Origin of the sequence: Planococcus antarcticus DSM 14505, from assembly GCF_001687565.2 — a bacterium.
GTDB classification, from domain to species: Bacteria; Bacillota; Bacilli; order Bacillales_A; family Planococcaceae; genus Planococcus; species Planococcus antarcticus.
Genome location: NZ_CP016534.2, coordinates 446,471 through 473,363 on the forward strand (window position 1 = coordinate 446,471; position 26,893 = coordinate 473,363).

26 protein-coding genes are annotated in these 26,893 nt (G+C 43.8%); 15 read left to right on the forward strand and 11 right to left on the reverse strand.

The genetic code is table 11. The features are described 5' to 3' along the window. Positions 1 to 25 precede the first annotated feature (25 nt). Positions 26 to 640, forward strand: coding sequence for an NAD(P)-dependent oxidoreductase (locus tag BBH88_RS02350; RefSeq protein WP_006830082.1), 615 nt, complete (start codon positions 26 to 28; stop codon positions 638 to 640). A gap of 51 nt (positions 641 to 691) precedes the next feature. Then, positions 692 to 1,387 (forward strand): alpha/beta hydrolase, encoded by a 696-nt coding sequence (locus tag BBH88_RS02355; RefSeq protein WP_065536212.1) that lies wholly within the window; start codon positions 692 to 694, stop codon positions 1,385 to 1,387. A 337-nt stretch (positions 1,388 to 1,724) separates the two neighbouring features. Here the strand turns inward: BBH88_RS02355 and BBH88_RS02365 are convergent, their stop codons facing one another. From BBH88_RS02365 to BBH88_RS02385, 5 genes are read right to left on the reverse strand one after another with little or no spacing between them, the layout of a single operon-like run. Further along, entirely contained in the window at positions 1,725 to 2,669 is a 945-nt protein-coding gene (locus BBH88_RS02365; RefSeq protein ID WP_006830079.1) for an ABC transporter permease subunit, read from the reverse strand. After that, positions 2,647 to 3,570, reverse strand: coding sequence for an ABC transporter ATP-binding protein (locus BBH88_RS02370; RefSeq protein ID WP_006830078.1), 924 nt, complete (start codon positions 3,568 to 3,570; stop codon positions 2,647 to 2,649). The genes BBH88_RS02365 and BBH88_RS02370 overlap by 23 nt, the downstream gene beginning before the upstream one ends. Next, positions 3,567 to 4,271, reverse strand: coding sequence for an ATP-binding cassette domain-containing protein (locus BBH88_RS02375; RefSeq protein ID WP_006830077.1), 705 nt, complete (start codon positions 4,269 to 4,271; stop codon positions 3,567 to 3,569). Before BBH88_RS02375 ends, BBH88_RS02370 begins: the two co-directional genes overlap by 4 nt. Next, entirely contained in the window at positions 4,268 to 4,627 is a 360-nt protein-coding gene (locus BBH88_RS02380) for a GntR family transcriptional regulator (RefSeq protein WP_006830076.1), read from the reverse strand. The genes BBH88_RS02375 and BBH88_RS02380 overlap by 4 nt, the downstream gene beginning before the upstream one ends. Position 4,628: 1 nt before the next feature. Beyond that, a complete protein-coding gene (locus tag BBH88_RS02385; RefSeq protein ID WP_006830075.1) occupies positions 4,629 to 5,393 on the reverse strand; it encodes a hypothetical protein in 765 nt (254 codons plus the stop codon). 143 nt (positions 5,394 to 5,536) lie between these two features. On the opposite strand from BBH88_RS02385, the gene BBH88_RS02390 reads away from it, so the two are divergent. Further along, positions 5,537 to 5,959 (forward strand): hypothetical protein, encoded by a 423-nt coding sequence (locus tag BBH88_RS02390; RefSeq protein ID WP_006830074.1) that lies wholly within the window; start codon positions 5,537 to 5,539, stop codon positions 5,957 to 5,959. Between the two features lie 50 nt (positions 5,960 to 6,009). Here the strand turns inward: BBH88_RS02390 and BBH88_RS02395 are convergent, their stop codons facing one another. Beyond that, positions 6,010 to 6,264: a hypothetical protein gene (locus BBH88_RS02395; protein ID WP_006830073.1), complete on the reverse strand. Its 255-nt coding sequence runs from the start codon at positions 6,262 to 6,264 to the stop codon at positions 6,010 to 6,012. Further along, a complete protein-coding gene (locus tag BBH88_RS02400) occupies positions 6,261 to 7,418 on the reverse strand; it encodes a class I SAM-dependent methyltransferase (protein WP_006830072.1) in 1,158 nt (385 codons plus the stop codon). The genes BBH88_RS02395 and BBH88_RS02400 overlap by 4 nt, the downstream gene beginning before the upstream one ends. Before the next feature lie 161 nt (positions 7,419 to 7,579). On the opposite strand from BBH88_RS02400, the gene BBH88_RS02405 reads away from it, so the two are divergent. From BBH88_RS02405 to cydC, 5 genes are all read left to right on the forward strand, one after another. After that, entirely contained in the window at positions 7,580 to 9,223 is a 1,644-nt protein-coding gene (locus BBH88_RS02405) for an AMP-binding protein (RefSeq protein ID WP_006830071.1), read from the forward strand. A 221-nt stretch (positions 9,224 to 9,444) separates the two neighbouring features. Beyond that, complete coding sequence (locus BBH88_RS02410; RefSeq protein WP_065536210.1) at positions 9,445 to 10,176, forward strand: hypothetical protein; 732 nt, start codon at positions 9,445 to 9,447, stop codon at positions 10,174 to 10,176. 111 nt (positions 10,177 to 10,287) lie between these two features. Next, positions 10,288 to 10,458 (forward strand): hypothetical protein, encoded by a 171-nt coding sequence (locus BBH88_RS19345; protein WP_169314371.1) that lies wholly within the window; start codon positions 10,288 to 10,290, stop codon positions 10,456 to 10,458. Between the two features lie 177 nt (positions 10,459 to 10,635). Beyond that, positions 10,636 to 12,360 (forward strand): thiol reductant ABC exporter subunit CydD, encoded by a 1,725-nt coding sequence (gene cydD / locus BBH88_RS02415; RefSeq protein ID WP_065536209.1) that lies wholly within the window; start codon positions 10,636 to 10,638, stop codon positions 12,358 to 12,360. Then, positions 12,357 to 14,063 carry a thiol reductant ABC exporter subunit CydC gene (gene cydC / locus BBH88_RS02420; protein ID WP_065536208.1) on the forward strand — a complete coding sequence of 569 codons (1,707 nt, stop codon included), beginning with the start codon at positions 12,357 to 12,359 and terminating at the stop codon, positions 14,061 to 14,063. The genes cydD and cydC overlap by 4 nt, the downstream gene beginning before the upstream one ends. Before the next feature lie 336 nt (positions 14,064 to 14,399). On the opposite strand, the gene BBH88_RS02425 is transcribed toward cydC, so the two are convergent. Further along, the gene (locus BBH88_RS02425; RefSeq protein WP_006830067.1) at positions 14,400 to 14,630 is read right to left on the reverse strand and encodes a hypothetical protein; all 231 of its coding nucleotides are present in this window, start codon (positions 14,628 to 14,630) and stop codon (positions 14,400 to 14,402) included. A 207-nt stretch (positions 14,631 to 14,837) separates the two neighbouring features. Here BBH88_RS02425 and BBH88_RS02430 point away from each other — a divergent pair, with 207 nt between their 5' ends. From BBH88_RS02430 to BBH88_RS02440, 3 genes are all read left to right on the forward strand, one after another. After that, complete coding sequence (locus BBH88_RS02430) at positions 14,838 to 15,857, forward strand: Delta(5) desaturase DesA (RefSeq protein ID WP_006830066.1); 1,020 nt, start codon at positions 14,838 to 14,840, stop codon at positions 15,855 to 15,857. Positions 15,858 to 15,953: 96 nt separating this feature from the next. Next, positions 15,954 to 17,090, forward strand: a complete 1,137-nt coding sequence (locus BBH88_RS02435) for a sensor histidine kinase (protein WP_065536207.1) — start codon at positions 15,954 to 15,956, stop codon at positions 17,088 to 17,090. Further along, positions 17,087 to 17,686, forward strand: coding sequence for a response regulator transcription factor (locus BBH88_RS02440; RefSeq protein WP_006830064.1), 600 nt, complete (start codon positions 17,087 to 17,089; stop codon positions 17,684 to 17,686). The genes BBH88_RS02435 and BBH88_RS02440 overlap by 4 nt, the downstream gene beginning before the upstream one ends. 42 nt (positions 17,687 to 17,728) lie before the next feature. Here the strand turns inward: BBH88_RS02440 and BBH88_RS02445 are convergent, their stop codons facing one another. Beyond that, positions 17,729 to 18,091: a DUF2188 domain-containing protein gene (locus BBH88_RS02445; protein WP_065536206.1), complete on the reverse strand. Its 363-nt coding sequence runs from the start codon at positions 18,089 to 18,091 to the stop codon at positions 17,729 to 17,731. Between the two features lie 109 nt (positions 18,092 to 18,200). Here BBH88_RS02445 and putP point away from each other — a divergent pair, with 109 nt between their 5' ends. Then, on the forward strand, positions 18,201 to 19,721 hold the full coding sequence (gene putP, locus BBH88_RS02450; RefSeq protein WP_006830062.1) for a sodium/proline symporter PutP: 1,521 nt from the start codon (positions 18,201 to 18,203) through the stop codon (positions 19,719 to 19,721). Positions 19,722 to 19,792: 71 nt separating this feature from the next. Here putP and BBH88_RS02455 read toward each other — a convergent pair whose 3' ends face one another. Continuing rightward, positions 19,793 to 21,343: a BCCT family transporter gene (locus BBH88_RS02455; protein WP_065536205.1), complete on the reverse strand. Its 1,551-nt coding sequence runs from the start codon at positions 21,341 to 21,343 to the stop codon at positions 19,793 to 19,795. A gap of 195 nt (positions 21,344 to 21,538) precedes the next feature. Between BBH88_RS02455 and BBH88_RS02460 the strand changes: the two genes are divergently transcribed. Beyond that, positions 21,539 to 22,252 (forward strand): VOC family protein, encoded by a 714-nt coding sequence (locus BBH88_RS02460; protein WP_006830060.1) that lies wholly within the window; start codon positions 21,539 to 21,541, stop codon positions 22,250 to 22,252. Between the two features lie 78 nt (positions 22,253 to 22,330). Then, complete coding sequence (gene hflX / locus BBH88_RS02465) at positions 22,331 to 23,602, forward strand: GTPase HflX (protein ID WP_006830059.1); 1,272 nt, start codon at positions 22,331 to 22,333, stop codon at positions 23,600 to 23,602. A 513-nt stretch (positions 23,603 to 24,115) separates the two neighbouring features. Here hflX and BBH88_RS02470 read toward each other — a convergent pair. Continuing rightward, the gene (locus BBH88_RS02470) at positions 24,116 to 25,834 is read right to left on the reverse strand and encodes an ABC transporter ATP-binding protein (protein ID WP_006830058.1); all 1,719 of its coding nucleotides are present in this window, start codon (positions 25,832 to 25,834) and stop codon (positions 24,116 to 24,118) included. Between the two features lie 175 nt (positions 25,835 to 26,009). Between BBH88_RS02470 and BBH88_RS02475 the strand changes: the two genes are divergently transcribed. Continuing rightward, entirely contained in the window at positions 26,010 to 26,882 is an 873-nt protein-coding gene (locus BBH88_RS02475; protein ID WP_238323382.1) for a DUF6612 family protein, read from the forward strand. Positions 26,883 to 26,893: the final 11 nt, after the last annotated feature.

A 26,893-nucleotide genomic window follows, 5' to 3' on the forward strand; every position in this document is an offset into this window, starting at 1 on the left:
AAATTAAATGAAAGAAGGGAAATCAATGAAGCTAGCGATATTTGGAGCGACCGGCCGTGTCGGAGGTGAGATTCTTAAGCATGCTCTCGCTGATGGCCATCACGTAAAGGCTTTAGTCCGTTCAGAAAAGCTACAGGCACATCCAAATCTGGAAATTATCTTGGGAGATGTGCGGAATGCGGAAGATATTGAAAAAACAATTGTAGGAACTACGGCAGTTTTCAGCGCCATTGGCACAGATCGGACGACAACTTTGTCTGAGGCTGCACCTTTAATCGTCCAATCGATGGAAAATCATGATATCAAACGGGTAATTACAATCGGAACGGCCGGAATTTTAGACAGCCGGCTGAGCCCGGGTTTACTTCGCTACGAAGGCGGAGATTCTAAGCGTAAATTGACTTTTGCTGCCGAGGAGCACGAAGCCGTCTATCGGTTGTTTGAAAAAACGTCTCTTCATTGGACGATTGTTTGTCCAACCTACTTACCGGACGGCGATGCCAGAGGCAATTATCGTGCAGAAAAAGAGTTGCTGCCCAAAGAAGGCAAAGAGATCACAGTTGGTGATACGGCAGAATTCGCCTATCGTCAGCTAGAATCACAGGAATTCATTCAGAGCCGTGTAGGCTTGGCTTATTAATAGGCTCAGACAGAAGGTGTCCCGATGAAAAAATGACTGCTCCGTATTGTAATGACAGTTTTTGCGTTATTGATGATTGCGGTTGTCGGTTTTGTTGTTTATGCTCAGTTCGATTATGAACCAAGTGCCACCTTGGCCGAAAAAGTAGATTTGGATGCGATTGAAAGTGATGGAGAAGGACTGATTTTTCAGCCGAAATCGCCGAACGGCAAAGGCGTAATCCTGTATCAGGGTGCCAAGGTCGAAAAGGAAGCTTACGCCTATCTTGGGCAATCCTTAAGTGAACAAGGCTTTGTAGTGTCGATTCCTCAATTGCCGTTGAATTTTGGGATACTCGGTTCTGGAACAGCAGCTGATGTGATCGACGAGCATTCAGAAGTCGAAGAATGGTTTCTTGGCGGCCACTCTCTGGGCGGTGTAGCTGCTTCTTTTTATTCAGAAGATCCTTCACCGAAGCTCTCCGGGCTTTATTTTCTGGGTGCTTATCCTGCGAGTGATTTTTCAAGCAGCGGCTTGCCGATGCTGTCGATATATGGAGAGCGGGATGGCTTGTCGACAGTTGAAGCTATTGAAGAAAGTCGGGAGCTGTTCTCAAATAACAGCGTCTTCGTGGAAATTGAAGGCGGCAATCATGCGCAATTCGGTTTATATGGGGAACAAAAAGGCGATAACCCAGCCGAAATACCTGCAATCGAACAGCAGGACCAAGTAGTAGAGGCATTGGTAGAATGGATAAACGAAAGCTGACCCAGAGATTCTGGGCCAGCTTTCGTTTTTTTATAATTTTTTTGAGTCTGCCTTATGCCCGTCGAATCTCCACGGGCGCTTGCGCTTTTCTTGGTGTCCAGCTCCAGCGCCCAGATTCTCGGGTCATAAGTCAACCCGACTTTGCGGCAAAGAACGCCGCTTCGCCGGTCTGCCTTATGCCCGTCAAATCTCCATGGGCGCTTGCGCTTTTCGGTGTCTAGACTCCAGCAGCCAGATTCTCGGGTCATAAGCCACTCCAGCTGTGCGGCTGAAAACATGCCGCTTCGCCGGAGCGTCTTATGCCCGTCAAATCTACACGGCTGCTTGCGCTTTTCGGTTAAGCTGTGATGTCTCTTTTTCCGAATGTCCAGTAGCTGATGGCCATGAATATTAGGAAGTAAACGATCAATACAAGAATGGACATTGATATGGTGATATCCGGAATCAGGATGTTGCCAGTGTAAAATTGTGTCAGGTCCGTATGAGTGAACAAGTAGTATTTGACGATTTCATAATTCTGTAATAGGAATGCCACTTGAACGCCTGTGAACAACAGGAAAATCGATAAGCCGATAGCTAGAGAGCTGGAACGGAATACGGTGCCGAGCATAAAGGCGAAAGTACCGATCATCCAGACGCTGGCAAAACTGAGTGCGACCAGTTTAAGGCCCTCTAGCCAGAACGATCCTTCTACTACCTCTGAACCGTTCCAGACAAGCAGTGTTCCATCACTGACACCGTAAAAAATTAAGCCTGCCAATGCAGTTACGATGAATAATACTATCGCCAGCAACAATGCGTAGAGCATCGTAGCAATATACTTCGAGCTTAAGATTTTCCAGCGTTTAACAGGGCGCGTCAACAGCATTTTGATGGTGCCCTGCGAAAATTCGGCAGCCACAATGCCACCAGCAACGATAACAGTGAACAAAGTGACAACGGACATCATGATATACGATTCAACGACGCCTTGCTGCATGCTGTTGTATTCATAAGGAGCAATGTTGTTTTCGAGACGATGTTCGGAAACGGCTACTTGACCTTCAAAATACTCAAGCTGACCTTCACTTAAGTTGCTGTCCTCTAACATGCTTGAATTGTACGCCATTTGGCTCGCTTCTACCTGCTGCCAAGTCTCTGTATTGCTGGCACTCATCGAATCATCGACCCATTTGGTGATGGCAGCAGAGCTGAGCAGGATGACTACTAGTAGAATAATCATAATCCAGGAAGATTTACGACTCCATAACTTCATCCATTCATTCTGTATGAGCTTGAGCAATTTCTCCACCTCCGGTCATTTCAAGGAATTGGGATTCCAGTGTCTCGCGATAAGGCTGAACGGCAAAAATTCGGACATCGGCTCCGACCAATAGGTTGATGGCTCCTGGAATGTGTTCTGCTCCAGAATCGATTAAATAGCCTTTGTCATGCAACACTGCAGGAAATCCAGCCCCCGTCAGCACTTCGCCGACAATCTCCAATGGTTCAGCTTGAATATAATAGCGGGATTGCTGAAGTTCATTGACACTTTTAATATCAATTAATTCACCGTTTTGTATAATGGCAATCCGGTCGCATAACAATTCGATTTCAGACAATAGATGACTCGACACAAAAATTGCGACGTCATTTTCTTGTGCGATTTTTTGCAGATAGATCCGAAACTCACGGATACCAGACGGATCAAGCCCGTTAGTGGGTTCATCCAGAATGAGGAATTTGGGGTCGTGAAGAAGCGCTTGAGCGAGACCAAGGCGCTGGCGCATGCCAAGTGAATAAGAACCCACTTTTTCCTTGATGCGCTTCTGCATGCCAACTTGTTTCACGACTTCATCGATTCGCTCTTTTGAAATGCCTTTATGCATTCGGGAAAAGTGAAGTAGGTTTTTATAGCCCGACATGTATTTGTACATTTCGGGGTTTTCGACGATAACTCCGACTTTCTCGATGCTTTCTTCAAAATGGTGCTTTACCGACTGGCCATCGATCAATACATCGCCTTCCGTCGGCTTCATCAATCCGACCATCATTCGGATGGTCGTGGTCTTGCCGGCTCCGTTTGGTCCGAGAAATCCGGTAATCTGTCCTTTGTGCAAGTCCAGATTCAAATTCTTGATAATTTTTTTTTTACCGATCGTTTTTGACAGGTTTTTAATCTGTACCAATGCCTGCTCACTCATCTTGCTGCACCCGCTTTCGTCAGATTTGTCATCCATTCCACCATATCCAGACCCGTTTCATCCCGAATTTCATCCAGTTGCCTGTGCGCCAACACCTTGCCGTTTTTCAGTAAAACCAATTCATCGAGCAAAGTTTCCACTTCCCGGATTTCATGTGTCGACAGGATCAAGGTTTGGTGCTCAAGATTGGTGAACCGGATCAGTCCCTTAACCAGGTCACCGCGGACCATCGGATCGAGTCCAGAAAACGGTTCATCCATTAAATAATAACGGCTTTCACGCCCTAAAGTTGCGGCCATTTTTGCTCGGCCACGCATGCCCTTGGATAGGCTTTTCATTTTCGAAGATAAAGAGACTTCCAAAAAATCAAGAACCTGTTTTGCTTTTATTTCACTGAAATCTGCAAACTGACTTTTGTAATAGGCGAATAATTGATCGACTGTGAAATACGGATAAAACATATCGGCATCAGGAAGGTAAGCAATCTGTTCAGCATCTTTCCGGGAGACTGGCTTTCCGTCGATCAAGATGGACCCGCTGTCGATTTTGCTGACTCCTGCTAAAGACTTCAGCAAAGTCGATTTGCTGCTGCCGTTCTCGCCGGCAATACCGATTATCTTTCCCGTCTCGAGGGTTAATGTAGTACCCTGCAGCGCTTTGGTGGCACCGTAGGATTTTGTAATATGCTTCAGTTCAATCATGTGATTTCCCTCCTGACAAGTTCTACGATTTCATCCTTTGAAAATCCGTAAGCTTCTACGTCGGCAATAAATGACTTTACCAAGTCCGTTTTCTTGCTGTTTCGCAACAGGTTGAAGCGCTCTTCATTTTCAGTTATGAATGAACCTTGGCCGCGGCGAGTTTCTGTAAGTTCCATCGATTCCATCTCCTTGTAGACGCGTTGTACTGTATTGGCGTTGACACCGACTTCGATTGCATATTCCCGGACAGAAGGCAATTTGTCACCGGGTTTTCGGACACCGCGAATGATGTCTCCAGACAGGCGGTCTATCAGCTGCTGATAAATTGGTTTGTCTTTATCAAAATCGAGTCCCATGTTAAGCCCTCACTTTCTTCTCGAACAAATAAGACGATAAGAAGTATAGGAAGACCAATAAAAGGGAACTGATCAGAAACTCGCCGATGGGGAGCCTACCAGGAGTTTCAAACGCACCCATTAAACCACGCGATACATTCGTTAAAAGATCGGACTCTTTTATTGGGATAATCCAGAAATTGGTCACTGTAGCATATAGTTCAGTAGTTTTGAACCGATCCCACATTTCCAGGCTGAACATAAATAATCCAAAAGTGACGATATAAGAAAAGCCACCAATTTTTGATTTCATTGTATAAAAAATTGTTAAATAAAAATAGTAAATAAACGTTATTTGAATAGAGAAAAAAAGGATTCCAGCCGCAAACATGGTGCCAGTTGGGAGCAGGTTTTTCGTTTCAGCTAAATCGGGTGCAAAGAGTAAAGTAATGAATGTCAAAGCGCTTATCCAAATCAGTGAAATAGCAGTTGCAAAAAGTACTGTTAGCAGCTTGCTGGCATTGATTTTATGAATTGATGCACTAGAATGGAAAAATATATCCGGACGATCCATCTCTTTTGTAAATAGAATAGAAAGTAGAACGATCGGAACCAATGTATGCAACGCCATAACAGTTCCAGAGAAAACAAGAAGTCCTTCGTAAAATTCCGCTTGAAACAGTGTGGCTGAACCGACTGGGATAATGATATCCAAAAGCAAAGCCAATAATACATACCCCTTAATGATGGTCCAATCTTTCATAAATAACCCACGTAATTGATTCATAATTCCATCTCCCTGTTATACTGTATTAATTTAATAGTACACTAGGGTAGATTGGAAGACAATAGAAATTTACGTATCAATGTCTAACGAAGCCTTTAATCGGGAAGGGAGTTATATACAGTTCTAACGTGGGAGGGATTGCAATGAAAAAATTGCAGGACAAAGAGCAGATTTTGATGGCTTATTATGCCCAATATTTCAAAGGGGCATCATTGGAGGATATTAAACAGCTTAATCAGCAGCTTTCTGAGGGAATCGGTGTAGAGCGTTACGAGACAGCGATGAAGAGATTGAAAGAAGAGGGCTTAATTTTCGGGATGGAAGAAGTGGAAGCGCGCCAAAAAGAAGATGGAGTAGACAGTCCGATGCCGACCAACGAAGGCATGCTTTATGTCAATAACGCCTTGAACCTTCAGTCGGAGGCCGTGGAAGACCATCAATTGGATTACTTGAAGAATAACCTGAAAACCAGCAATTTGAATTTCACCCTTGAGACGGTGGAGACTTATATATACAAAATTATCGAAGAACAGGCACAGAAAAAGCCAAACAGAAATTCACCTTGATGGACAAAAAGAAGCGACGGCCAAATCGGCTATCGCTTCTTTTTGATTTGCTACAATTTAAAGATGAAAAATACCAGAAAGATGGAGACGATGACAAGTGTGTTGACGGTAAACGACATGCGTTTGCTGACTGGCTGATCGAGAGACGGAAATCGTTCGACAATCCGCATTGATCCGTAGATAAGGGCAACTAGCAACAGTAAAGTGATGACTATGTTCATGTCATAGATCTGGACATCGATAAACCGGATCAGAACGACCGAAAAAGCTAGAATTATACCATTCACCAGGTTTTTAAGTTTCATAAGTACTCCTTCAATTCGTTTTCTAGAAAGGGCTTAGCAGACAGCAGAGCAGTAAATTGACGATAGCGTTCAAATTGCCCGGCAGCTGGTTTTCGACCCGTTTTATAGGCGCGGATCAAAATGTTTTTAGGGGTATGTTCCATATCGATAAACTCCATCAATTGGGTTTCATAGCCGACCAGCGACAGCAGTTCCGCACGAACAGAGTCTGTAGCCAGAGCGCTGAAACGCTCTTTGATCAACCCGTGTTGCAGCATGATGCCAAGTTCCGGCGCCTCAATCTGGCTATTCAATTCATGCTGGCAACAGGGAACGCTTAAAATTACGTTGGCATTCCATTTAACAGCACGTGCCAAAGCCATGTCGGTCGCTACGTCACAGGCGTGCAAAGTGACGACCATATCGACAGCTGATTCGTCGTTGTAATCGTTGATGTCGCCGACCAAGAATTCAAGTTGCTCGTAGCGAAGGTCCTGCGCGATTTGCTGGCATTCCTCGATTACTTCTTTTTTCAAATCAAGGCCGGTGACACGGAGGTCCAAGCCTTTTTCAATACGCAAATAATGGTACAGCGCAAAAGTCAAATAGGATTTTCCGGAACCGAAATCGAGGATACGGACAGTACGGTCCTGCGGCAAATAAGAGAGCGCATCGTCAATAAACTCGATAAAGCGGTTGATTTGGCGGAATTTATCGTATTTCTGTTTTTTGACTTTTCCATCCGTATTCTGTACGCCAAGACGCACCAGAAACGGGTATGGAATACCATCTTCCAGCAAATACTGCTTTTTGCGGTTATGCGAAAGCTCGACTTTTTTTTCGCCAGTCTGCTGTGCTTTCCAGCTAATTTTAAATTTTTTAGAAAGCTGGATCTGCACTTGCTCGTCTGTAAATTGGAACAAGGCTTGACGGAAATCTGTGAACAGCGAAGCCAATTTTCTGGCTGCTTCTTCGACCGGCAGATTTTCGTGCTTCAGAACATACTCATGTTGGTACTCAAATTGAATCAGGTATTTCTTTTTTATTTCAACGGGTTTTAGTTTGATGCGCTTAATATCATTTGATTTTGACCTCGGTTGGCTGATGGTCGCGGAAATCAGCTGTTGCTGCAATAGGCGTTCTGTAAGTTGGTCTTGCATTGTTTGTAAGTCCATAATGGGTCCCTTCCGTAGCATGTAATAGCTATAGTTTATCATGCAGCGCATAAAAAGAGCGAACGCTCCGTTTGTGTGGAAACATCAGCAACTTCCGTTAATTTGGAATTTTGTGATAATATAGAGAGGACTGAAAACGTTTTCAACTAGGGGGATGGAAAATGGTTATTTTACAGAAAACAGTTGGCCAAGTAGTTAAAGAACAAGCCATGCATAATCCGGAAACAGAGGCGTATGTTTATCCAGAGCATGGAATTCGAAAAACTTACAAAGAATTTGATGATGAAACAGATCGCCTGGCAAAGGCATTTATCGGAATTGGCATTGAAAAAGGGGAACATGTGGCCATTTGGTCAGACAATAAACGTGAATGGCTGTTGAGCCAATTCGCTACCGGCAAAATGGGTGGTGTACTGGTGACGGTCAACACGAGCTATCAGTCGAGTGAACTTGAGTATTTATTGGAGCAGTCGGACGCGACGACTTTGATATTGGGAGAAGAATTTAAAGGGACGAACTACATAGACATTCTCAACACAGTTTGTCCGGAGTTGGCAACAGCAGAAAAAGGACAAATTAAAAGTGCCAAGTTGCCTCATTTTAAGCGAGTTATTGTCATGAGCAATAATAGCTATCCGGGAATCTATACATGGACAGAGTTTGAGGATTTTGCTGAAAAAGTCAGTGACTTTGAGTTTGAGGAACGCTTCCATTCGATGCAGCCAGACGATGTCATCAATATTCAGTACACGTCGGGCACAACTGGATTTCCAAAAGGAGTCATGCTGACACATCTCAACGTTGTCAATAATGGCAATTTGGTTGGAGACACGATGAGCCTGACGGAAAAAGATCGGCTCTGTATTCCCGTGCCGTTTTTCCACTGCTTTGGCTGTGTCCTCGGAACGATGGCGGCAGTGACACATTCTACAACGATGATTATCGCGGAGCAGTTTGAGCCAAAACGTGTGCTGCAGATGGTACAGGACGAAAAATGCACAGGGCTTCACGGGGTGCCTACGATGTTTATCGCAGAGTTAAACCATCCCGAATTCTCGTCATTCGATACTTCGACACTGCGGACTGGCATCATGGCAGGGTCGTCTTGTCCGATTGAAGTGATGAAAAAAGTCATCACTGACATGGGCGCATCGGACATTACCATCGCTTATGGGCAAACAGAATCATCACCGGTCATTACACAGACTCGAGCTGATGACGATATTGAAAAGCGTGTGTCAACAGTCGGTAAACCTCATACCGAGGTGGAAGTGAAAATCATCGACCCGGCAACAGGAGAAGTAGTAGAAATCGGAATTCCTGGAGAACTTTGTACTAGAGGATACCATGTCATGAAAGGCTATTATAAAAATGAAGAAGCAACAAAAACTGCTGTTGATCGGGAAGGTTGGCTTCATACTGGCGATATTGCGGTGCAAGACGAAGAAGACTACATCGCGATCACTGGCCGCATAAAGGATATGGTGATTCGTGGAGGAGAGAATATTTATCCGCGTGAAATTGAAGAATTTCTTTACCAGCACCCTTCTATCCAAGACGTTCAGGTAGTCGGTGTGCCTGATCCGAAATACGGAGAAGAACTGATGGCTTGGGTTATTTTAAAAAAGGGCGAACAGCTGAGTGTAGAAGAGTTGAAAGCTTATTGCAAAGGAAAAATTTCCCGCCATAAAATCCCACGCTATATCGAGTTCACAAAAGAATATCCGATGACGGCTTCGGGGAAAATACAGAAATTTAAGCTGCGTGAATTATCCGTTGAGCATAGTCAGCAAACGGAAGTCTAAAGGTATAGAGTGGTGTAGGTAGAAAGCGTCTTTCCAGACGCTTTTTTTATTTGGATATAGAAGAAATACTCACTAATTATCCAGTTAGTTTACGCTTTTACAACTAGGGGGACATAAGTAAAAAGAAGAATTATCTTGAACATACGATGTCTGCTGTTTCTGAGCGGAAATACTGAAGGAGTTGTCACTCAGCATTCATATCAAAAGGAGGAAGCGTGTAGATGATTTGGCTGAGCTTTATCTTTGCGGTTGGATTTGTAGGAATCCACCTTTTTTCAAAACGTTTAAAGCTGCTGAAAGTTTTGCCACGTAGCCGATTCCTTTCCATCGCAGGCGGAATATCAGTTGCTTATGTTTTTATGCATCTATTGCCCGAATTGGGTGTCTTTCAGAAGGAATTACAAGGGAAGCTTGAAAATGGCGGTCTGCAGTTTTTGGAAAACCACATATACCTGATTGCCATGGCTGGTCTGGTCATCTTCTATGCTTTAGAACACTCAGTTAAAACTTCGAAAAGAAAAAACAAACAATCAGGAAATCCACAAGCTACATCCGGTATTTTCTGGGTTCATATCATCTCCTTCGCATTGTATAACGGTGTCATCAGCTATCTCCTTGTCAGAGAAGAGTATGAAGATGTTTGGGGAATGTTGTTGTTCTTCATCGCGATGGGCGTTCATTTTATGACGAACGACAAAGGGTTGCGTGCCACTCATCAAGAAGAATACGATCGATACGGTAGATGGCTGCTGGCCTTTTCTATCCTAATCGGCTGGGGAATCGGAGCTTTTGCAGATGTTCATGAATGGATTATTTCGGTACTTACGGCCTTTCTCGCAGGGGGTGTCATCTTGAACGTCCTAAAAGAAGAATTACCAGAAGAAAGAGAAAGTAGTTTGTTGGCTTTTTGTCTTGGATTAACATCTTATTCCATCTTATTGTTACTTTTGTGAAATAAAAATTTATTTTAATGGTAAAAAAATAAATCTTTTGGTATAATAGACTTATTATAATAGGTAATAAAGCATGGTGTCTAAAACGGCTTACCTAAGAGGGTGTTTGCAGTGATTACAGAAGAAGAGTTAGCCATTTTCGAATACGAACTGGTCAAGCTTACGGCCGAATACCGAGAATGTGTTGATCAATCCTTGAAACTGAAAATACACGAAGATATGGTTTGGTTAAAAACGGCCATTTTTTCAACAAGCTCTTATGAACAAACAATTGAAAGTTAACCATTCCAACCCTGCAGGCATTTGGCCCGCAGGGTTTTGTGTGTGCAGATAACGACGGAACTTGTGAACACAGTTGTAACAAAGCCTTTGATAAATACAGCTCTCATGGGCACCTGACGAGGGTTTCAGCATAAAATGCTCTATAATAGAAGGAGGTAAAGCGAAGGAGAGAATGGCATGAATGAGTTAAAACAGCTTGCATTCCAGCGGAAAAACAAAATGGCCTTCCTGGCAGTGGCATCGCTATTAAAAGGGATTGCGACAATCGGGCAAGCCTTATTTTTCGTGTTCATTGCAAATCGTGTTTTTCTTCAGGATGCGGCATTCGAAAGCTTAATGCCGTTGTTTGGCGGTTTGTTCGCAGCCATCCTACTACGTGTAGGAGCCGGTTATGCAATTGGTAGAGCGGGTGTCAACCTCGCTGCTGATGTAAAGAGTGAGTTCCGAACTACTTTGATAAAATCTTATGCTGAAAATCCATTATTGTCTGCGGCTCAAGGCCAGTCCGGTCAAAAAGTCAGCCTGCTGATGGATGCAGTGGATGAAGTAGATGGGTTTTTTAGTAAATACATTCCACAAATGATCCAAACTTATATCATTCCGCTGCTGCTGTTGGGCGTTATTTTCACTCAAAACTGGACAACTGGTGTCATCATCTTGATTACTGCACCATTTATCCCGGTTTTTATGGCGATGGTCGGAAAAGGAACAAAGAAAAAAGCGGACGAAAAAATGGAGCAACTTAACCGATTTTCTGGAACTTTTTTGGACATTCTTCAAGGGCTATCGACGCTCAAATTATTTGGTCAGGCTGAAAAACAGCAGAGGGCCATTCGTAAAAGCAGCTTAAGCTTCCGTGATTCAACGATGGAAGTGTTGAAATCAGCGTTTTTATCATCTTTGATGTTAGAGTACATTTCTATGTTGAGCATCGGTATTATCGCGCTTGAAATTGGTTTGCGCCTAGTCGTATTTGACAGCATTAGCTTTTTTACAGCATTTTTTATTTTGATTTTAGTACCAGATTTCTTCAATCTACTTAAGGATTTCGGCAGTGCCTTTCACACTGCGCGTGGCAGTGTGTCGGCAGCCAATCAATTAGGTGCTGAGCTCAAGAAAAATCACTCGTCATTGACTTGGGGCAATGAATCCCTTGCATCTGAACCTATGCACATCTCCTTAGAGGATTTGTCTTTTCAATATGGAGAGGGATTTGCGCTAGCACAGTTTAATGGAGAAATCCCCCCTTATAGCCAAGTGGCGATTGTCGGAAAAAGTGGTTCCGGTAAAACGACGTTTATGCATCTGTTGGCGGGACTTCTGCCACAAAATACGGGGCGTTTGATGATCAACGGAGTTCCGCGGGAGACCATCAGCGAAAAGTCCTGGTTTGACCAATTAAGCTATATATCACAAAATCCGTACCTTTTTGCCGGTACTATCCGTGAAAATATGGAGATTGGGGCCAATCGGCCAGTCAGCGATGAAGAAGTACTGGCAGCTGCCGAAAAGGCGGGAATTGCAGAAATGGTGTTAACACTTGAACAAGGCTTTGAGACACCGATAGGCGAGGCGGGCCGCGGATTATCAGGCGGAGAAAAGCAACGGATTGCGCTGGCTCGTGCTTTTTTAAAGAAACCATCATTGATTTTATTTGATGAACCGACAACGGGCCTCGATTTGCGGACTGAAAAAATCCTCCAGAACTCGCTTCGTGAGCTGCAAAAAACGTCAACGGTTATCACGGTGGCTCACCGCCTTCATACCATTAGAAGAGCAGATACCATTTTCTTCCTAGAAAACGGGAAACTTGAAGCCGCTGGAAGCCACGATGTACTGCTGCAAAATTACGGTCCTTACAAAGAAATGCTAGCAGCACAGCAGGGAGGCGGCGTGCGATGAATGAATTAAAGCATGTTTTAAAGTTGACGCTGATTGAGAAGAAGGATGTCTCAATTGCCATTTTCTTTGGATTTATAGCAGGTGTAGCTGGAGTCGCATTAATGGGTTCAAGTGGCTATTTAATTTCCAAAGCGGCGTTGACTTCTCAAATGACGACACTTGTTGTCATGGCAGCCTGCCTGAAATTATTTGGTTTTGTTTCGGCATTGAGCCGTTATGGAGAGCGTTTGTATTCTCACCGGGCAACGTTTACTATGCTCAGCCATTTGAGAGTGTCATTTTTTGAGCGTCTAGCACCACTTGCTCCTGGAATCTTCGGCAAGTACCGGAGTGGGGACTTGTTGGCCCGAATCGTGGGGGATGTAGAAAGCCTACAGAATTTCTTGCTACGGGTTTTTTATCCACCAGTTGTATTAGGGATCGTCTTTTTAAGCACCATTTTCTTCAGCTCATTTTTCTCTATGGGAATTGCTGCTGTTATGTTCATCGGTATGCTGCTGACGGTTGTGGCAGTTCCAGCAATTTTTTCCATCAGAAAACGACGGACAGATGGACAAGGTAGAGCTAAGCGAGGAAGTTTGGCTATTGAAGCCACAGAATTTCTTTATGGGTTTAGGGATTTGAAAATTCACCAGCAGCTCAGCGTCAAAGAACAGCAGCTGACAACTGATGCAGCTCAATATAATGAAGGACAGCGAAAAGAAGGGCTAGAGGAAAATTTAGCCCAGTCTATCAATTCATTTGTAGCATTGCTAGTGTCGTTTTTTGTGCTGGGTGTCGGAGCTTATTTTGTCGCAGCGGGTGAATTAAATGGCTTGTATCTAGCCATGCTCGTTATGATTTCTATCGCTGCCTTTGAAAATGTGGCGCCAATGGCTGCCTTTCCAGCATATTTCGAAGAAAGTCGAAAAGCCGCAGTGCGGTTAGAGGAGATTGTCACAGAGCCGGTCGCGCCACGAGGAACAGAGCAGCTTGCAGACGGACCACTTGATATCAAGCTCACAGGAGCATCTTTCAGCTATCCGGGAGAAAAGAGTTTGGCAGTTGATAATGTTTCCATCCATTTAAAGCCGGGCACGAAGACCGCGATTGTCGGACCGAGTGGTTCAGGAAAGTCGACACTTATGCAATTGCTGTTAAATGTCTTTCCTCTTGATCAAGGGCAACTGTTAATTGGTGGAAATCCTATCGGAACACTTGATCAGGAAGCCACCTGGCAGAAAATGAATGTAGTGCTACAGGAAAATCATTTCTTCTATGGTACGATACGCAGCAACCTAATGATTGCGGACGCAGCGGCAAGCGATGAACAGCTGCAAAAGGCATTAGCCAAAGTTCAGCTGGAATTGTTTCCGTTGACCATGACTGTAGAAGAAAAAGGACAGAATCTGTCAGGAGGCCAAAAGCAGCGGTTGGCAATCGCGCGAGCTCTCTTGAAAGCAAAATCGCTATGGCTTCTCGATGAACCGGTTTCTTCAGTCGACAACCTGACTGGTCAAGCTATTTACCAAGAGCTTTTCCGACAAGGTAAGGGAGATCTATTTGTCATAATCAGCCATGACTTGGCTGGTCTTGAAAAAATGGATCAGATAGTCGTTATGGAAAATGGTCAGATTGTAGAAAGCGGATCCTACAAAGAACTGATGGAAAGAAAGTCCTATTTCTATCAATTAAAACAAATCGAAAACAGCGTATTCGCCTAGAAAAGCGCAAGTGCCCGTAAAGCGCTGACAGGTGTAAGACGATCTGGCGAAGCGGCATGTTTCCAGCCGCACAGCCGGAGTGGCTTACAACCCGAAGAGCTGGGCGCTGGAGCCTAGACATCGAAAAGCGCAAGTGCCCGTAAAGCGCTGACAGGTGTAAGACGATCTGGCGAAGCGGCATGTTTCCAGCCGCACAGCCGGAGTGGCTTACAACCCGAAGAGCTGGGCGCTGGAGCCTGGACATCGAAAAGCGCAAGTGCCCGTTTAGTCCCGAAAAGACCCGCTACTCAATTGAGTAGCGGGTCTTTTCAATGTTTGCAGCGCAGATCACTGCCGTTATTTCAACAGCAGGTGATCGTCTTTTTTTGCATCTGCCAATTTCAATTGTTCCAGCTCAAGACGCATTTTTTGTGTTTCAATAACGAAATTCTCGTGTTTCAATTTTTCGAGTTCCAACTCAGTATCTACCCTCTTGTTTTTGAGTTTAGTCTGTGTTTGGAGATGGGAAGTAATGATGCCTGCAAGTGGAATCGAAAAGATCATAATGACGGCTACAAGACCTGTCATATGTCTCACTCCGTTCTGATTTTTCTGATTACTATCAGTATACACATATCGCTTGTAATTTTAAAGAAGTAGTTTTTCTGAAATACATGACAACTGTCATATAGAAATATAGACGTTTATGTCTTATGGTCAGGCAACTTTCCCTTTATGATTAGGTTAATAAGTTATCCGGACCGAAAAAGTCCGTTTAAGGAGGAATTTGAAAACATGAGCAGAGAAAAAACAGCACAGTTACGCAAATTTGTTGCCCCTTTCGAAAAAGCAGACGTAAAATCTAGTGTAAGGCAATTAGTAAATACAATTCCACCTTTTATCTTGGCCTGGTTCTTGGCCTATCAAGCACTTGATGTCTCAATTTGGCTAACCATTGCATTATCAGCAGTAGCAGCAGCATTCGTCATTCGTACGTTCATCATCTTTCATGATTGCACACATGGATCGTTCTTCAAAAACAAAAAAGCAAATGCAATTGTCGGTACCATTACAGGTATTATGACGCTTTTCGCTTATGAAAAGTGGAAACGCGAACACTCGATTCACCATGCTTCAAGTGGTAATCTAGATAAGCGTGGAGTCGGCGATATTTGGATTATGACGATCGAAGAATATGTAGAAGCTTCAAAATGGGAACGTTTCAAATACCGTATGTACCGCAATCCGTTGGTCATGTTCGGAATTGGACCCCTATTCCTTGTCTTGATTTCAAGCCGGTTCAACCGTAAAGATGCCCGTAAAAAAGAACGTAACAATACGTACTTGATCAATATTTCGCTTGTTGTGATTTACACATTGTTAATCTTGGCAATTGGTTGGCAGGCATTCCTAATTGTGCAGGGAACAACGATGTTTATCGCAGGAGCACTTGGAATTTGGTTGTTCTATGTTCAACACACTTTTGAAGATTCGTATTTTGAAGATGAAAATGAGTGGGATTATGTAAAAGCGGCAATCGAAGGAAGTTCATATTACCGACTTCCAAAAGTATTGCAGTGGGTAACTGGTAACATCGGTTTCCATCACGTGCATCACTTGAGCCCGCGTGTTCCAAATTACAACTTGGAAAAAGTACACGAATCGACGCCACCACTTCAACAGGCGACAACAATCGATATTAAATCTAGTCTTAAATCATTGAGCTATAAATTGTATGATGCACCAAATAAAACATTCGTTACATTTGGTGAAATCAAACACTTATTAGCTGATTCGAAAACCGCTGAACAATAAGAGATAACTAGAAAAAGCCATTCTTAGCGGAATGGTTTTTTCTTTTTCTTATTGTTTGCTATGATTAGGTCATATAGAAATGAACAGGAGGCTCTTATGCAAAGCTGGTATCAGATATTTCCTAAAAATCCATGGTTGAGTCTTTACGCCTGGGTCATCTTTTGTATTTTGCCTTTTTTCTTTATCTTTCGCGCTTCTTCATTGACTGAAATCATTTTAGGCATTCTGTTGCTATTGCTGTTCTTCATTGCTTACCGACTTTCTTATAATTCGAGAACCGGGTTTGTTTATGTTTGGGTGAGTTTTGAAATGGCTATTAATATCGGAATGATTATCCTGTTTGGTTATGTCTATCTGTCTATTTTTGTTGCATTTTTCATTGGAAACTTGCGCAATAAAGTTGGTTTTTTCATTATCTATGGCATCCACATTGGAATGACGATAGCGGCTGTGGTATTCGGCTTTTTTGAGCACAGTGAATTTTACATCTCTCAACTGCCGTTTATTGTACTCAGTATATTAGGCGTCATCCTTCTGCCATTCAATACCTATAATCGCAACAAACGGGAAAAGCTGGAAGGGCAGCTTGAAGATGCCAATAAACGAATTTCACAGCTTGTCATTATAGAAGAGCGTGAGCGGATTGCTCGTGATCTTCATGATACATTGGGGCAAAAATTATCATTGATCGGTTTGAAAAGTGATCTAGCTGGCAAATTGATTTATCGTAATCCTGAATCTGCTTTACATGAGATAAATGATGTCCGCCAGACAGCGCGCACGGCGTTAAAGGAAGTACGCGAGCTAGTGTCTAATATGCGCGGCACCAAACTGGATGAAGAAATCTTGCGGGTCCAACAGATTTTGAAAGCCGCTGAAATCGATTTTGTCTTCTATGGTTCACCGAAGTTAACCAATACACCGCTTTTGGTGGAAAATGTTCTGAGCATGTGCCTGAAAGAAGCGGTGACGAATGTCGTAAAACACAGTGGCGCGGCGCGTTGCAGCGTATTGATTAAGCAAAACCCTGAAGAAATTCTTGTGCAGGTTCAAGATGACGGACAGGGATTTCCTGGAGGAAATACTTCTCTGCAGGGAAACGGATTAGCAGGTATGCGCGAACGTTTGGAGTTTGTAAATGGTTCGGTGGGCATTAAAGTAATGGATGGCACGACCTTAAACATCAGGGTACCGAATGTGATTCTTTATAGTTCAAAGGAGGCAGTGAAATGATTCGAATCGTATTAGCTGAAGATCAGCGGATGATGCTGGGAGCTTTAGGGTCACTCTTGGACTTGGAAGAAGACATGGAAGTCGTCGGCAAAGCATCTAATGGAGAAGAGGCAATCGAGCTTGTGGAAAAACTGCAGCCTGAGATTTGCATCATGGATATTGAAATGCCGTTAAAAAGTGGATTGGATGCTGCGGAAATCTTGAAGGATCAACCGTGCAACATCATTATTCTGACTACGTTTGCACGTTCAGGCTATTTTGAACGCGCCAGAAAAGCAGGGGTCAGTGGATATTTGCTGAAAGACAGTCCGAGTGAGGATCTTGCTGCTTCCATCCGAACGATTATGGATGGACGTCGCATCTACGCGCCAGAATTGGTGGATTTGGCATATGCGGACGAAAATCCATTGACCGACAGAGAGAAACAGGTGATGGAACTGATTGCTGAAGGACGGAGCACAAAAGAAATTGCTAAAGAGCTGTTTATCACAACTGGTACAGTGAGAAATTATATCTCGACGATTCTGGATAAGCTGGAAGTTGGGAATCGGATCGAAGCAATTTCCCGTTTCAAAGAAAAAGGCTGGTTTAAGTAAAACGCCGCTGTCATTCGACAGCGGCGTTTTACTATTTCAGCGTCATTCGTAGAGCGTATCCGATAAGGAATCATCTTCGTTGTAAACATGGAGCTCTCCCTGATTCCTATTGACGTATCGTTTCGCTTCTTCCATCAGGTTGTCTTTAGTTTCTTCGATAAAGATCGCATTTTTGCTGTCTTTTTTCTTTAACTGCCATCCTTCATCGTGCTTTCTGATTTCATAGACCGGCCGCTCCTCACCTCCTGTTTCAGTTTGTTTGGCTTGGCTTAAGGCAATAGGGATAGCGCGGCCTTCTTCATAACCATCGCGAAGCAGTGCATTAGCAATTTCGATGGCTTTGTTGCGGACAGCGTTGTCTAGATTTTTAAATGAATCTGGATAATCGTTTTTGCTCCATGGCATCATAATCGCCTCCTTGAGACTCTTTTCCCCGCTCGGAATGTCTGTAAAACCAAAATGGGACTTTTAATAAATGTCAATAATGTTACACTGTAAATAAGGAGGGGATAAAATGACAGATACAACTTATCAAATCATTGCGTTAGCCGTTTATCTTGGCGCCATGCTGTATATTGGCTGGTACGCTTACCGAAAAACTGCCAACTTATCCGATTACATGCTTGGCGGGCGGGGGCTTGGACCAGCAGTCGCCGCACTTAGTGCCGGTGCGTCGGATATGTCTGGCTGGCTATTGCTTGGCTTACCGGGTGCGATCTACCTCGGCGGATTAGTTGAAGTGTGGATTGCCATCGGATTGACAATTGGTGCCTTTTTAAACTGGTACTTTGTAGCACCACGCTTACGAATTTACTCGTTTGTTACCAGTGACTCGATTACGATTCCAAGTTTCTTGGAAAACCGTTTGAAAGACAAATCACGGTTATTAAGAATTGTTGCAGGTATTATCATTTTGATCTTTTTCACATTTTACGTTTCATCCGGTATGGTAGCTTCTGGGCTATTCTTCCAGAGTTCATTCGGAATGGACTATCATTTAGGACTTGTCTTGGGCTCAATTGTTGTTGTAGCCTACACTTTATTCGGCGGATTCCTGGCTGTCAGTTATACCGACTTTGTTCAAGGGATTATGATGGTGCTGGCGTTAATTGCAGTACCGATAGTCGGAATTTTCGTCACAGGTGGATTTAGCGAAACAGCAGCGAGTATCCGCGAAGTAGATCCGAATATGTTGAGCCTGGTTTCCGGGGCTTCCACAATCGGGATTATTTCTGCAGTCGCTTGGGGTCTTGGTTACTTCGGCCAACCACACATCATCGTTCGTTTTATGGCGATAAAAACTTTGAAGGAAGTTCGTGTGGCTCGTCGCATTGGTATGGGCTGGATGATTTTCAGTCTTATCGGAGCAACTGCGACAGCGCTTATCGGGGTTGCTTACTTCCAGCAAAACCCTTCAGCGACGTTAGTAGATCCTGAAGCTGTCTTTCTTGACTTGAGCCAGATCTTGTTCCATCCATTGGTTGCTGGATTTGTACTAGCAGCTGTTTTGGCAGCCGTTATGAGTACGATATCTTCTCAGCTTTTAGTAAGTTCATCTGCACTTATTGAAGATTTATACAAAATTGCTTTCAAAAAAGAAGCATCAGCAAAAGGATATGTAACACTTGGGCGAATCGCCGTAGCATTGATTGCTGTTATTGCGGCTTACCTGGCATGGGAACAAAATAATACCATCTTGGGCTTAGTTGCTTATGCATGGGCCGGATTTGGTGCAGCTTTTGGACCAATCATTCTATTGTCTCTATTCTGGCGCAAGCTGACTTCAAAAGGTGCGTTAGCCGGAATGATCGTGGGTGCTGTTACGGTTATCCTTTGGGATTCAATGGGTACAGCAGCAGACGAGCCTGGAGCTACTGAAATGACCAATTTCATGGGCAGTGTCTATGAAATCATTCCAGGGTTCTTCCTGTGTCTCCTTGTTACGTGGCTTATCAGTCTTGCGACATACAAACCAGATGCACAGATTGACAAAGAATTTGATGAAACAGTTCGATTGATCAACGAAGACAAATAAAGTTTCGATCCAAAAAGGTGTACAACTCCTTCCACTTGGAAGAGTTGTACACCTTTTTTCTAAGTAACCAGTTATTTGTTGCGCTGCTTTCGAGCTTCCTGTTCCATGCGCTTGAATCGTTGCAATTCAGATTTTCGAATTGGCGGTGATTCTGTACGAATGATTTTAGTGAAGGACCATAGCATTAATATGAGCAATACAGTGAACGGCAAAGCCGATATCAGTGAAGCCGTTTGAAGAGCTTCCAGTCCGCCTGCATAAAGCAGAACGGCAGCAATCGCAGACATCAATATGCCCCAGACAATCTTGAAGACTGTTGGCGGATTTAGGCTTCCGTAACTGGTCATGGAAGCTAGAATATAAGTGGCTGAGTCAGCCGAAGTCACTAGGAACGTGAAGATCAGCAGAATTGCAAGAATCGACATGATAGTTGTCAACGGAAGAACTCCGAAAGTCTGGAAAAGAGCCGATGTTAGGTCGTTATTGACCGCTTCGGCGATTCCAGTACCTTGATTCAAGTCATACCAAAGCGCTGTACCTCCAAAGACTGCAATCCACAGGCAAGCGATAGCCGGTGGAATGACAAGTACACCCATTACGAATTCGCGTATAGTCCGTCCTCTGGAGACACGCGCTACGAATGCGCCGACAAATGGGGACCAAGCAATCGCCCAAGCCCAATAGAAAATCGTCCATCCCTCTACCCATTCGCCATCTGCATAAGGCTCGAGGCGTAGGCTGTAAGAGACGAAGTTGGTGATATAATCGCCCATTGCCAATGTGAAGGTCTCCATGATGAAGACGGTTGGCCCGGCAATAAAGACAAATACCATTAGAACCAGTGCCAATCCAAGATTCAAGTTGCTCAAGTAGGCAATCCCTTTTTTCAGGCCGGTAGAAGAAGATAGGGTGTAGGCTGCAAACATAACAGCGATAATGCCCAGTTGAATTGGAAAGGCATTGTCGATTCCGAATACGGCATTCAATCCGCCGTTCATTTGAAGGACACCTAATCCGAGGGATGTAGCAATTCCCATTACTGTAGCAATAACTGCAAGAGAATCGATAGAATGTTTGATCAAGGGCTTGCTGCCAAGCACCGGCTCAAGAGCTGTAGAGACCAAGCCCGGTTTCTTTTTACGGAATTGAAGAAATCCGATGACCAGTCCGACAATGGCAAATACCGACCATTGGCTGACGCCCCAATGGAAAAATGAATAGCCCATGGCGATTCTTGCCGCTTCCGGTGTTTGTGCTTCATTGCCGAAAGGAGTGGTGAAAAAGTGGCTCATTGGTTCAGCTACTCCCCAAAATACGAGGCCTGCTCCAAAGCCGGCGGAAAACAGCATGCCGATCCAAGTAAAGAAGGGGAATTCCGGACGGTCGCTGTCGGCTCCAAGCCGAATACCGCCGTATCTGGACAATGCGATGATGATGAGGAAGAGGGTGATAACGAATACGGCTAGCAAGTAAAACCAGCCGAAGTTCAAGGTGGTGAAACTGAATAAGCTTCCTGCTACTTCCCCAAATTGTACCGGTGTGGCAGCACCTAAAATGACAAGCACCAGAATGACGGCGGTGGATACTATAAATACGGGGTTTTTCAATAATTTTTTATCCATCATGGCCTCCTATAGTTTTTTTCTATACCTTAGCCTATCGAACATAAACATGAAAAACCACCTGTTTTGGTAAAAAAACAAATTTACTGTTAAAATATCTTAGTTATTTACACAGAATTTTAGTTTCTACCTCTTAGAGGAGACAGGAGAAACAATGGCGAACGGTATAGTAGGGCAAAAAAAGTGAGGTGCTTTATGGAATTAGATCATATTGTTCATTTTGTAAGTAAAAATCCGCAGGAAACGACAGCTCGTTGGCAGGGACGAGGGTTTCATGCGGCTGTCGGGGGGCAGCATCTGAGCTGGGGGACACATAATGCACTATTGTATTTGAAGGATTGTTATATCGAATGGCTGTCAGTTGAGAAAGAAGAAATTGCTCTGCAGGCTGACCATCCGCTTACTCGGCAATTACTACATGACCAAGTGGGTTTTGGAACGATTTGCCTTCGAACTAATAACATTCAGAGATTAAATGACGATTTGAGAGAGCAGGAGATCAACACCTCAGGAGTTTTGGACGCTGAACGCCGGACTGAAAGTGGAGAACTGATCAAATGGAAAATGCTATTTATCAAAGAAGAAGTAACAGCCAAATTACCTTCTCCATTTTTTATTGAATGGCAGGAAACGGACGGTCAGCGCTACAAAAAGTTGAGAGATCATGGAGCCATTCAAGAATCAAATGAGATACTGGCAATCGAGTGTTGTGTTTTTGGGGTAAAAGATATAAAAAGAGTTGCCAACGCGTGGAAGAAGATTCTGGGCGGTAGTCTGGAACTTCATAATTGCCGTATTGAATTCAGAGAAACCGATCGTCTAAAAGAACGTTTGGAAGAAGTTCATTTTGCGGAAGGTGTAGATAGCGTGGAATTTGAACAAGGGCGTTACTGTCTGCCGCGCCTGTAGTTGGGCAGTAGAGAAACTGTGGTAAAATGGAGACATCGAATGGGAATTTTCCTTTCCTGAACTAGGAGGACAACATAAATGGATGAATTACAAGAAAAAGCGGTCATCGTCGGTGTGCAACTTCAAAAAGATCTTCATTTCGTCTACGGCATGGAAGAGCTTCACAATTTAGCCGAGGCATGTAGCGTGGAAGTAGTAGGGGAAATTACACAAAATCTGGATCGCATTAATCCTTCCCATTATGTCGGGAGCGGAAAAGTAGAAGAAATTAAAGCTTTCTATGAAGAGGCAGATGCCAATCTAGTCATCTTCAACGATGAGCTGTCACCATCACAGATCCGAAACCTAGAAGAAGATCTGGAATGCAAAGTCATTGACCGGACTATGCTGATTCTAGACATCTTTTCGCGTCGTGCAAAAACGCGTGAAGCACAGGTCCAAGTAGAACTGGCGCAACTTCAATACATGCTGCCACGTTTGATTGGACTGCGCGCATCACTTGGCCGACAAGGCGGCAGTAGCAGTGGCGGTGTAGCCAACCGTGGAGCCGGAGAAACTAAGCTGGAGCTAGATCGTCGGAAAATTGAAGAGCAGATTTCAAAGCTTCATAAAGAGCTCGAGCATATTAAAGACCAGCGCGTCACACAGCGCAAGCAGCGCACTAAAAAAGGTATGCCTGTTGTATCACTGGTCGGCTATACAAACGCCGGAAAATCAACAGTCATGAATGGCTTGTTGGCGAAAACTGGACAGAATGAAGAAAAGCGGGTATTTGAAAAAGACATGTTGTTCGCTACGTTGGAGACGTCTGTACGTCAGATTCGCCTGGAAGACAATAAAAGCTTCCTGCTGACAGATACAGTTGGTTTTGTCAGTAAACTGCCGCATCATCTTGTCAAAGCGTTCCGTTCGACATTGGAGGAAGCCAGAAATGCGGACCTTCTACTGCATGTAGTTGATGTTTCCAATGAAGAACACCGTTATATGATGGACGTGACGAATCTGACGTTGCAAGCGGTTGGTGTGGAAAATGTGCCGACGCTGTATGTTTACAATAAATCAGACTTGGCAGGAGTCCGTTATCCAAATGCAAACGGTGATGGCTTATGGATTTCGGCAAAAGAAGGCAAAGGTCTGGATGAATTGCTAGAAGTGATCAAAAAACGGATTTTTGCGGATTATGTCACTTGCCGGTTGGTCATTCCATTTGACCGCGGGGACATCGTTGCTTATTTGAATGAACATGCCAGTATTCACGAAACTGAATACGAAGAAGAAGGCACTTTGTTGAAAGTCGAATTGAGTCATGCAGACTATGACCGCTATCAGCAGTTTGTCGTCGGAAGCTAGAAAGAAAAAGGGCTGTCCCAAAAGGTCATAAAAAAATGACTTTTGGTGACAGCCCTTTTGTTGTTCTCGAAAAGACTGGCTAATGTCCATTGCGGCGAAGCTAGCGTAGCGATGCAAGAGCACATCTTTGCACTTCGCCGCCTCCATTCCAATTAGCCTGTTCTCAACCTGTATAGAAAGAAAAGATTGGTGGAGAAAATTAAATATTTTTCTCCACCAATCTTATTTTTAGAGGCCAATAGAATAGCTTCCTTAGACTGCAAAAAAATCGGTCGATTCGAAATGTCTGCAGTTTTTTTATGTTGCCTGAAGTCGCTCAACCGCCACGGCCGCTGCAGTGCTTGAGATTTTAATGAGTAATTATTAATGGATGCTTAGAAGAAAGAACGGAAGACGGTGACTCCAGCGGAGCAGCGCAGCGACGAAGTGTCGAAATCTACTCGGGCGCTAGAGTCTGAGTTAGTTCGGCGCAAGTCCGCAGGAAAGCGTTCGTCTGGAGCGGTTTCTTTTTTTTTATTGCTGAAACTGAATGCGGTGGAGATTTGCGAAAATGCCATCGCTTTCCAGCAACTCACTATATCCGCCCTGTTCAGCGATGCCATCTTCCGTTACGACGACGACGCGATCTGCATCACGGATTGTAGCGAGGCGATGGGCGATGATCAAGGTCGTGCGATTTTCTGCCAGTTCGGCCAAAGCTTCTTGAATGACTCTCTCTGTTTGCGTATCGAGTGCCGAAGTGGCCTCGTCAAGGATCAGGATCGGCGGATTTTTCAGGAACATGCGCGCGATAGCCAGGCGCTGTTTTTGGCCGCCGGATAATTTCAATCCGCGTTCCCCGATCTGGGTGTCATAGCCTAGCGGCAATTTCAGGACAAAGTCCTCTAGATGCGCTTTTTTGGCAGCTGCTAAAATCTCTTCTTCACTGGCATGTCTTTTGCCGTAAGCAATGTTCTCACGTATAGTTCCCGTAAACAGGAAAACATCCTGCTGGACGATGCCAATCTGTGAGCGCAATGAATGCTTGGTCATATCGCGAATATCCATTCCATCGATAGAGATGGTACCTTCTTGAATGTCATAGAACCTTGGAATTAATGAGCAAATAGTCGTTTTTCCAGCGCCTGAAGGGCCGACAAACGCAATGGTTTCTCCGGCACTCATTTTTAAGTCAATGCCTGACAAAACATGTTTATTGTCTTCGTAACCAAAATGAACGTCTTCAAAAGTGATATTGCCGATTAGTTTCTCAACAGCTACGGCGTTTTTCCGATCATTGATGTCTGGTGCCTGCTCAATTAATTCACGGAAGCGGCTAAAGCCAGCCATGCCTTTTGGATAAAGTTCGAGCAACGCGCTAATTTTATCGATAGGCTTGATCAGTACGTTCAAGAACAGCACGAAACTGACAAGCTCTCCATACGATAATTCACCTTGGAAGTTGAGCCATGCTCCGTAAACCAGCACGACTAAAGTCAACAAACGCGTCATCATGTAAATGCTTGAATGGGTTGCCGACATCACTTTATAAGCAACCATTTTGGCCATACGGAAACGGTCATTATCTAATTTGAAACGTTCGATTTCAAACTCTTCGTTTGTGAATGACTGAACAACGCGCGCTCCGGAAACACTATCTTCTACACGACCGTTGACGTCAGCAATTTTCCCATACATGCTGCCCCAGGCCTGGTTCATCTTGATGTTGCAGAACGTGATGAGCCAGATCAGGAATGGAATGACAATGAGTGTGACTAGGGCCAGTTTAGGGTTGATCCAGAACATGATGCCGAATGCTCCGAAAAAAGTCATGATGGCGATAAAGAAATCTTCCGGCCCGTGGTGGGCAAGTTCGCCGATATCGAACAAATCATTGGTGACACGGCTCATGATATGTCCTGTTTTGGTGTTGTCAAAGAAACGGAAGGATTGCCGTTGGACATGGGTGAACAGTTCTTCTCTCATATCTGTTTCGATGTTGATGCCCAGTTTATGTCCTAAATAGCTGACGATATATTGTAAAAAGGTGCTCAATAGAAAAATAGCCAACAGCAAGAAACTGACTGTGGTAATGGTTCCCCAATTGCCGCTCGGCAGCAAATCGTCAATAAACCACTGAACAGCGACTGGAAACGCAAGTTCCAGAATCGCTACAAAGACTGCACTGGAAAAATCAATGATAAACAGCCGTTTATGCGGTTTATAGTAACCAAAAAAATGTTTTAATCTCAAAAAGTCCACCTCATATTCTTAACTCACAATGAAAAGTATAATCGAAGTGAAAGAAATAAACGAATGGAATTTGGGTAAACAAGGAATATGAAACTATTTCCAAGGGTTTCCGTAGAATAGGGAGATTCAAAACAACAGAGTTTTATAGTGTGAAACTAGAACAAACTACAGGAGGGTGATCGTTTTGAAAAAATGGATCATGTTTATGAGCACAGCCACTTTAGCCATTGGCCTTTCCGCTTGCAGCAAAACTGCAGAACCGGCATCTGGTGATGAAAAAACAAAAGGAGAAGATAGTGAGCTAACTGTTCAAGAAGTATATACGAAGTCAGTAGAAGCATCTGAAGACATTACGAGTGTGCATGCAGATATTGTAACCGATCAAACAATGGCGATTCAGAGCGATGGCATGGAAATGAATATGACAATGGATTCCTCTATGGATATGACCATTGATCCGATGGCATTCCACCAAAAAGCAGAAACCTCCATTGTGTCAAAAGATATCGATAACAGCAATCCGATGAACATGGAAATGTACTTTACAGATCAAGGCATGTACATGTACGAAGAAACAATGGCGACTTGGCTGAAAATGCCCGATGAAAGTATTGAAGATTTAAAAGCGCTTGCTGATCAGCAAACGGCTGATCCTTCTCAACAGCTTGAAGAACTGGCAGAGTTTAAAGATGATTTTACGTTTAAACAAACTGAAGATGCATACATTGTGACGCTTGATGCGTCGGGTGATAAATTCAAAGAATTGATGGATCAGCAACTTGATAAAACATTAGGGCAAATGGAACTTGAAGCACAAATGGCACTCGAAGACATGACGATTCATTCGGTGAACTATATTATCAATATCGATAAGGAAACATTCTTAACGACAAGTATGGATATGAAGATGGACGTGGATATGAATATTGAAGGTGAAACGATGAACATCAAGTCTGATATGCAAGCAGACTACAGTAAATTCAACGAAATTAAAGCGATTACTGTACCGGAAGACGTGTTAAATGCTGCACAAGATATCACAGGCTGATGGGTCACTAT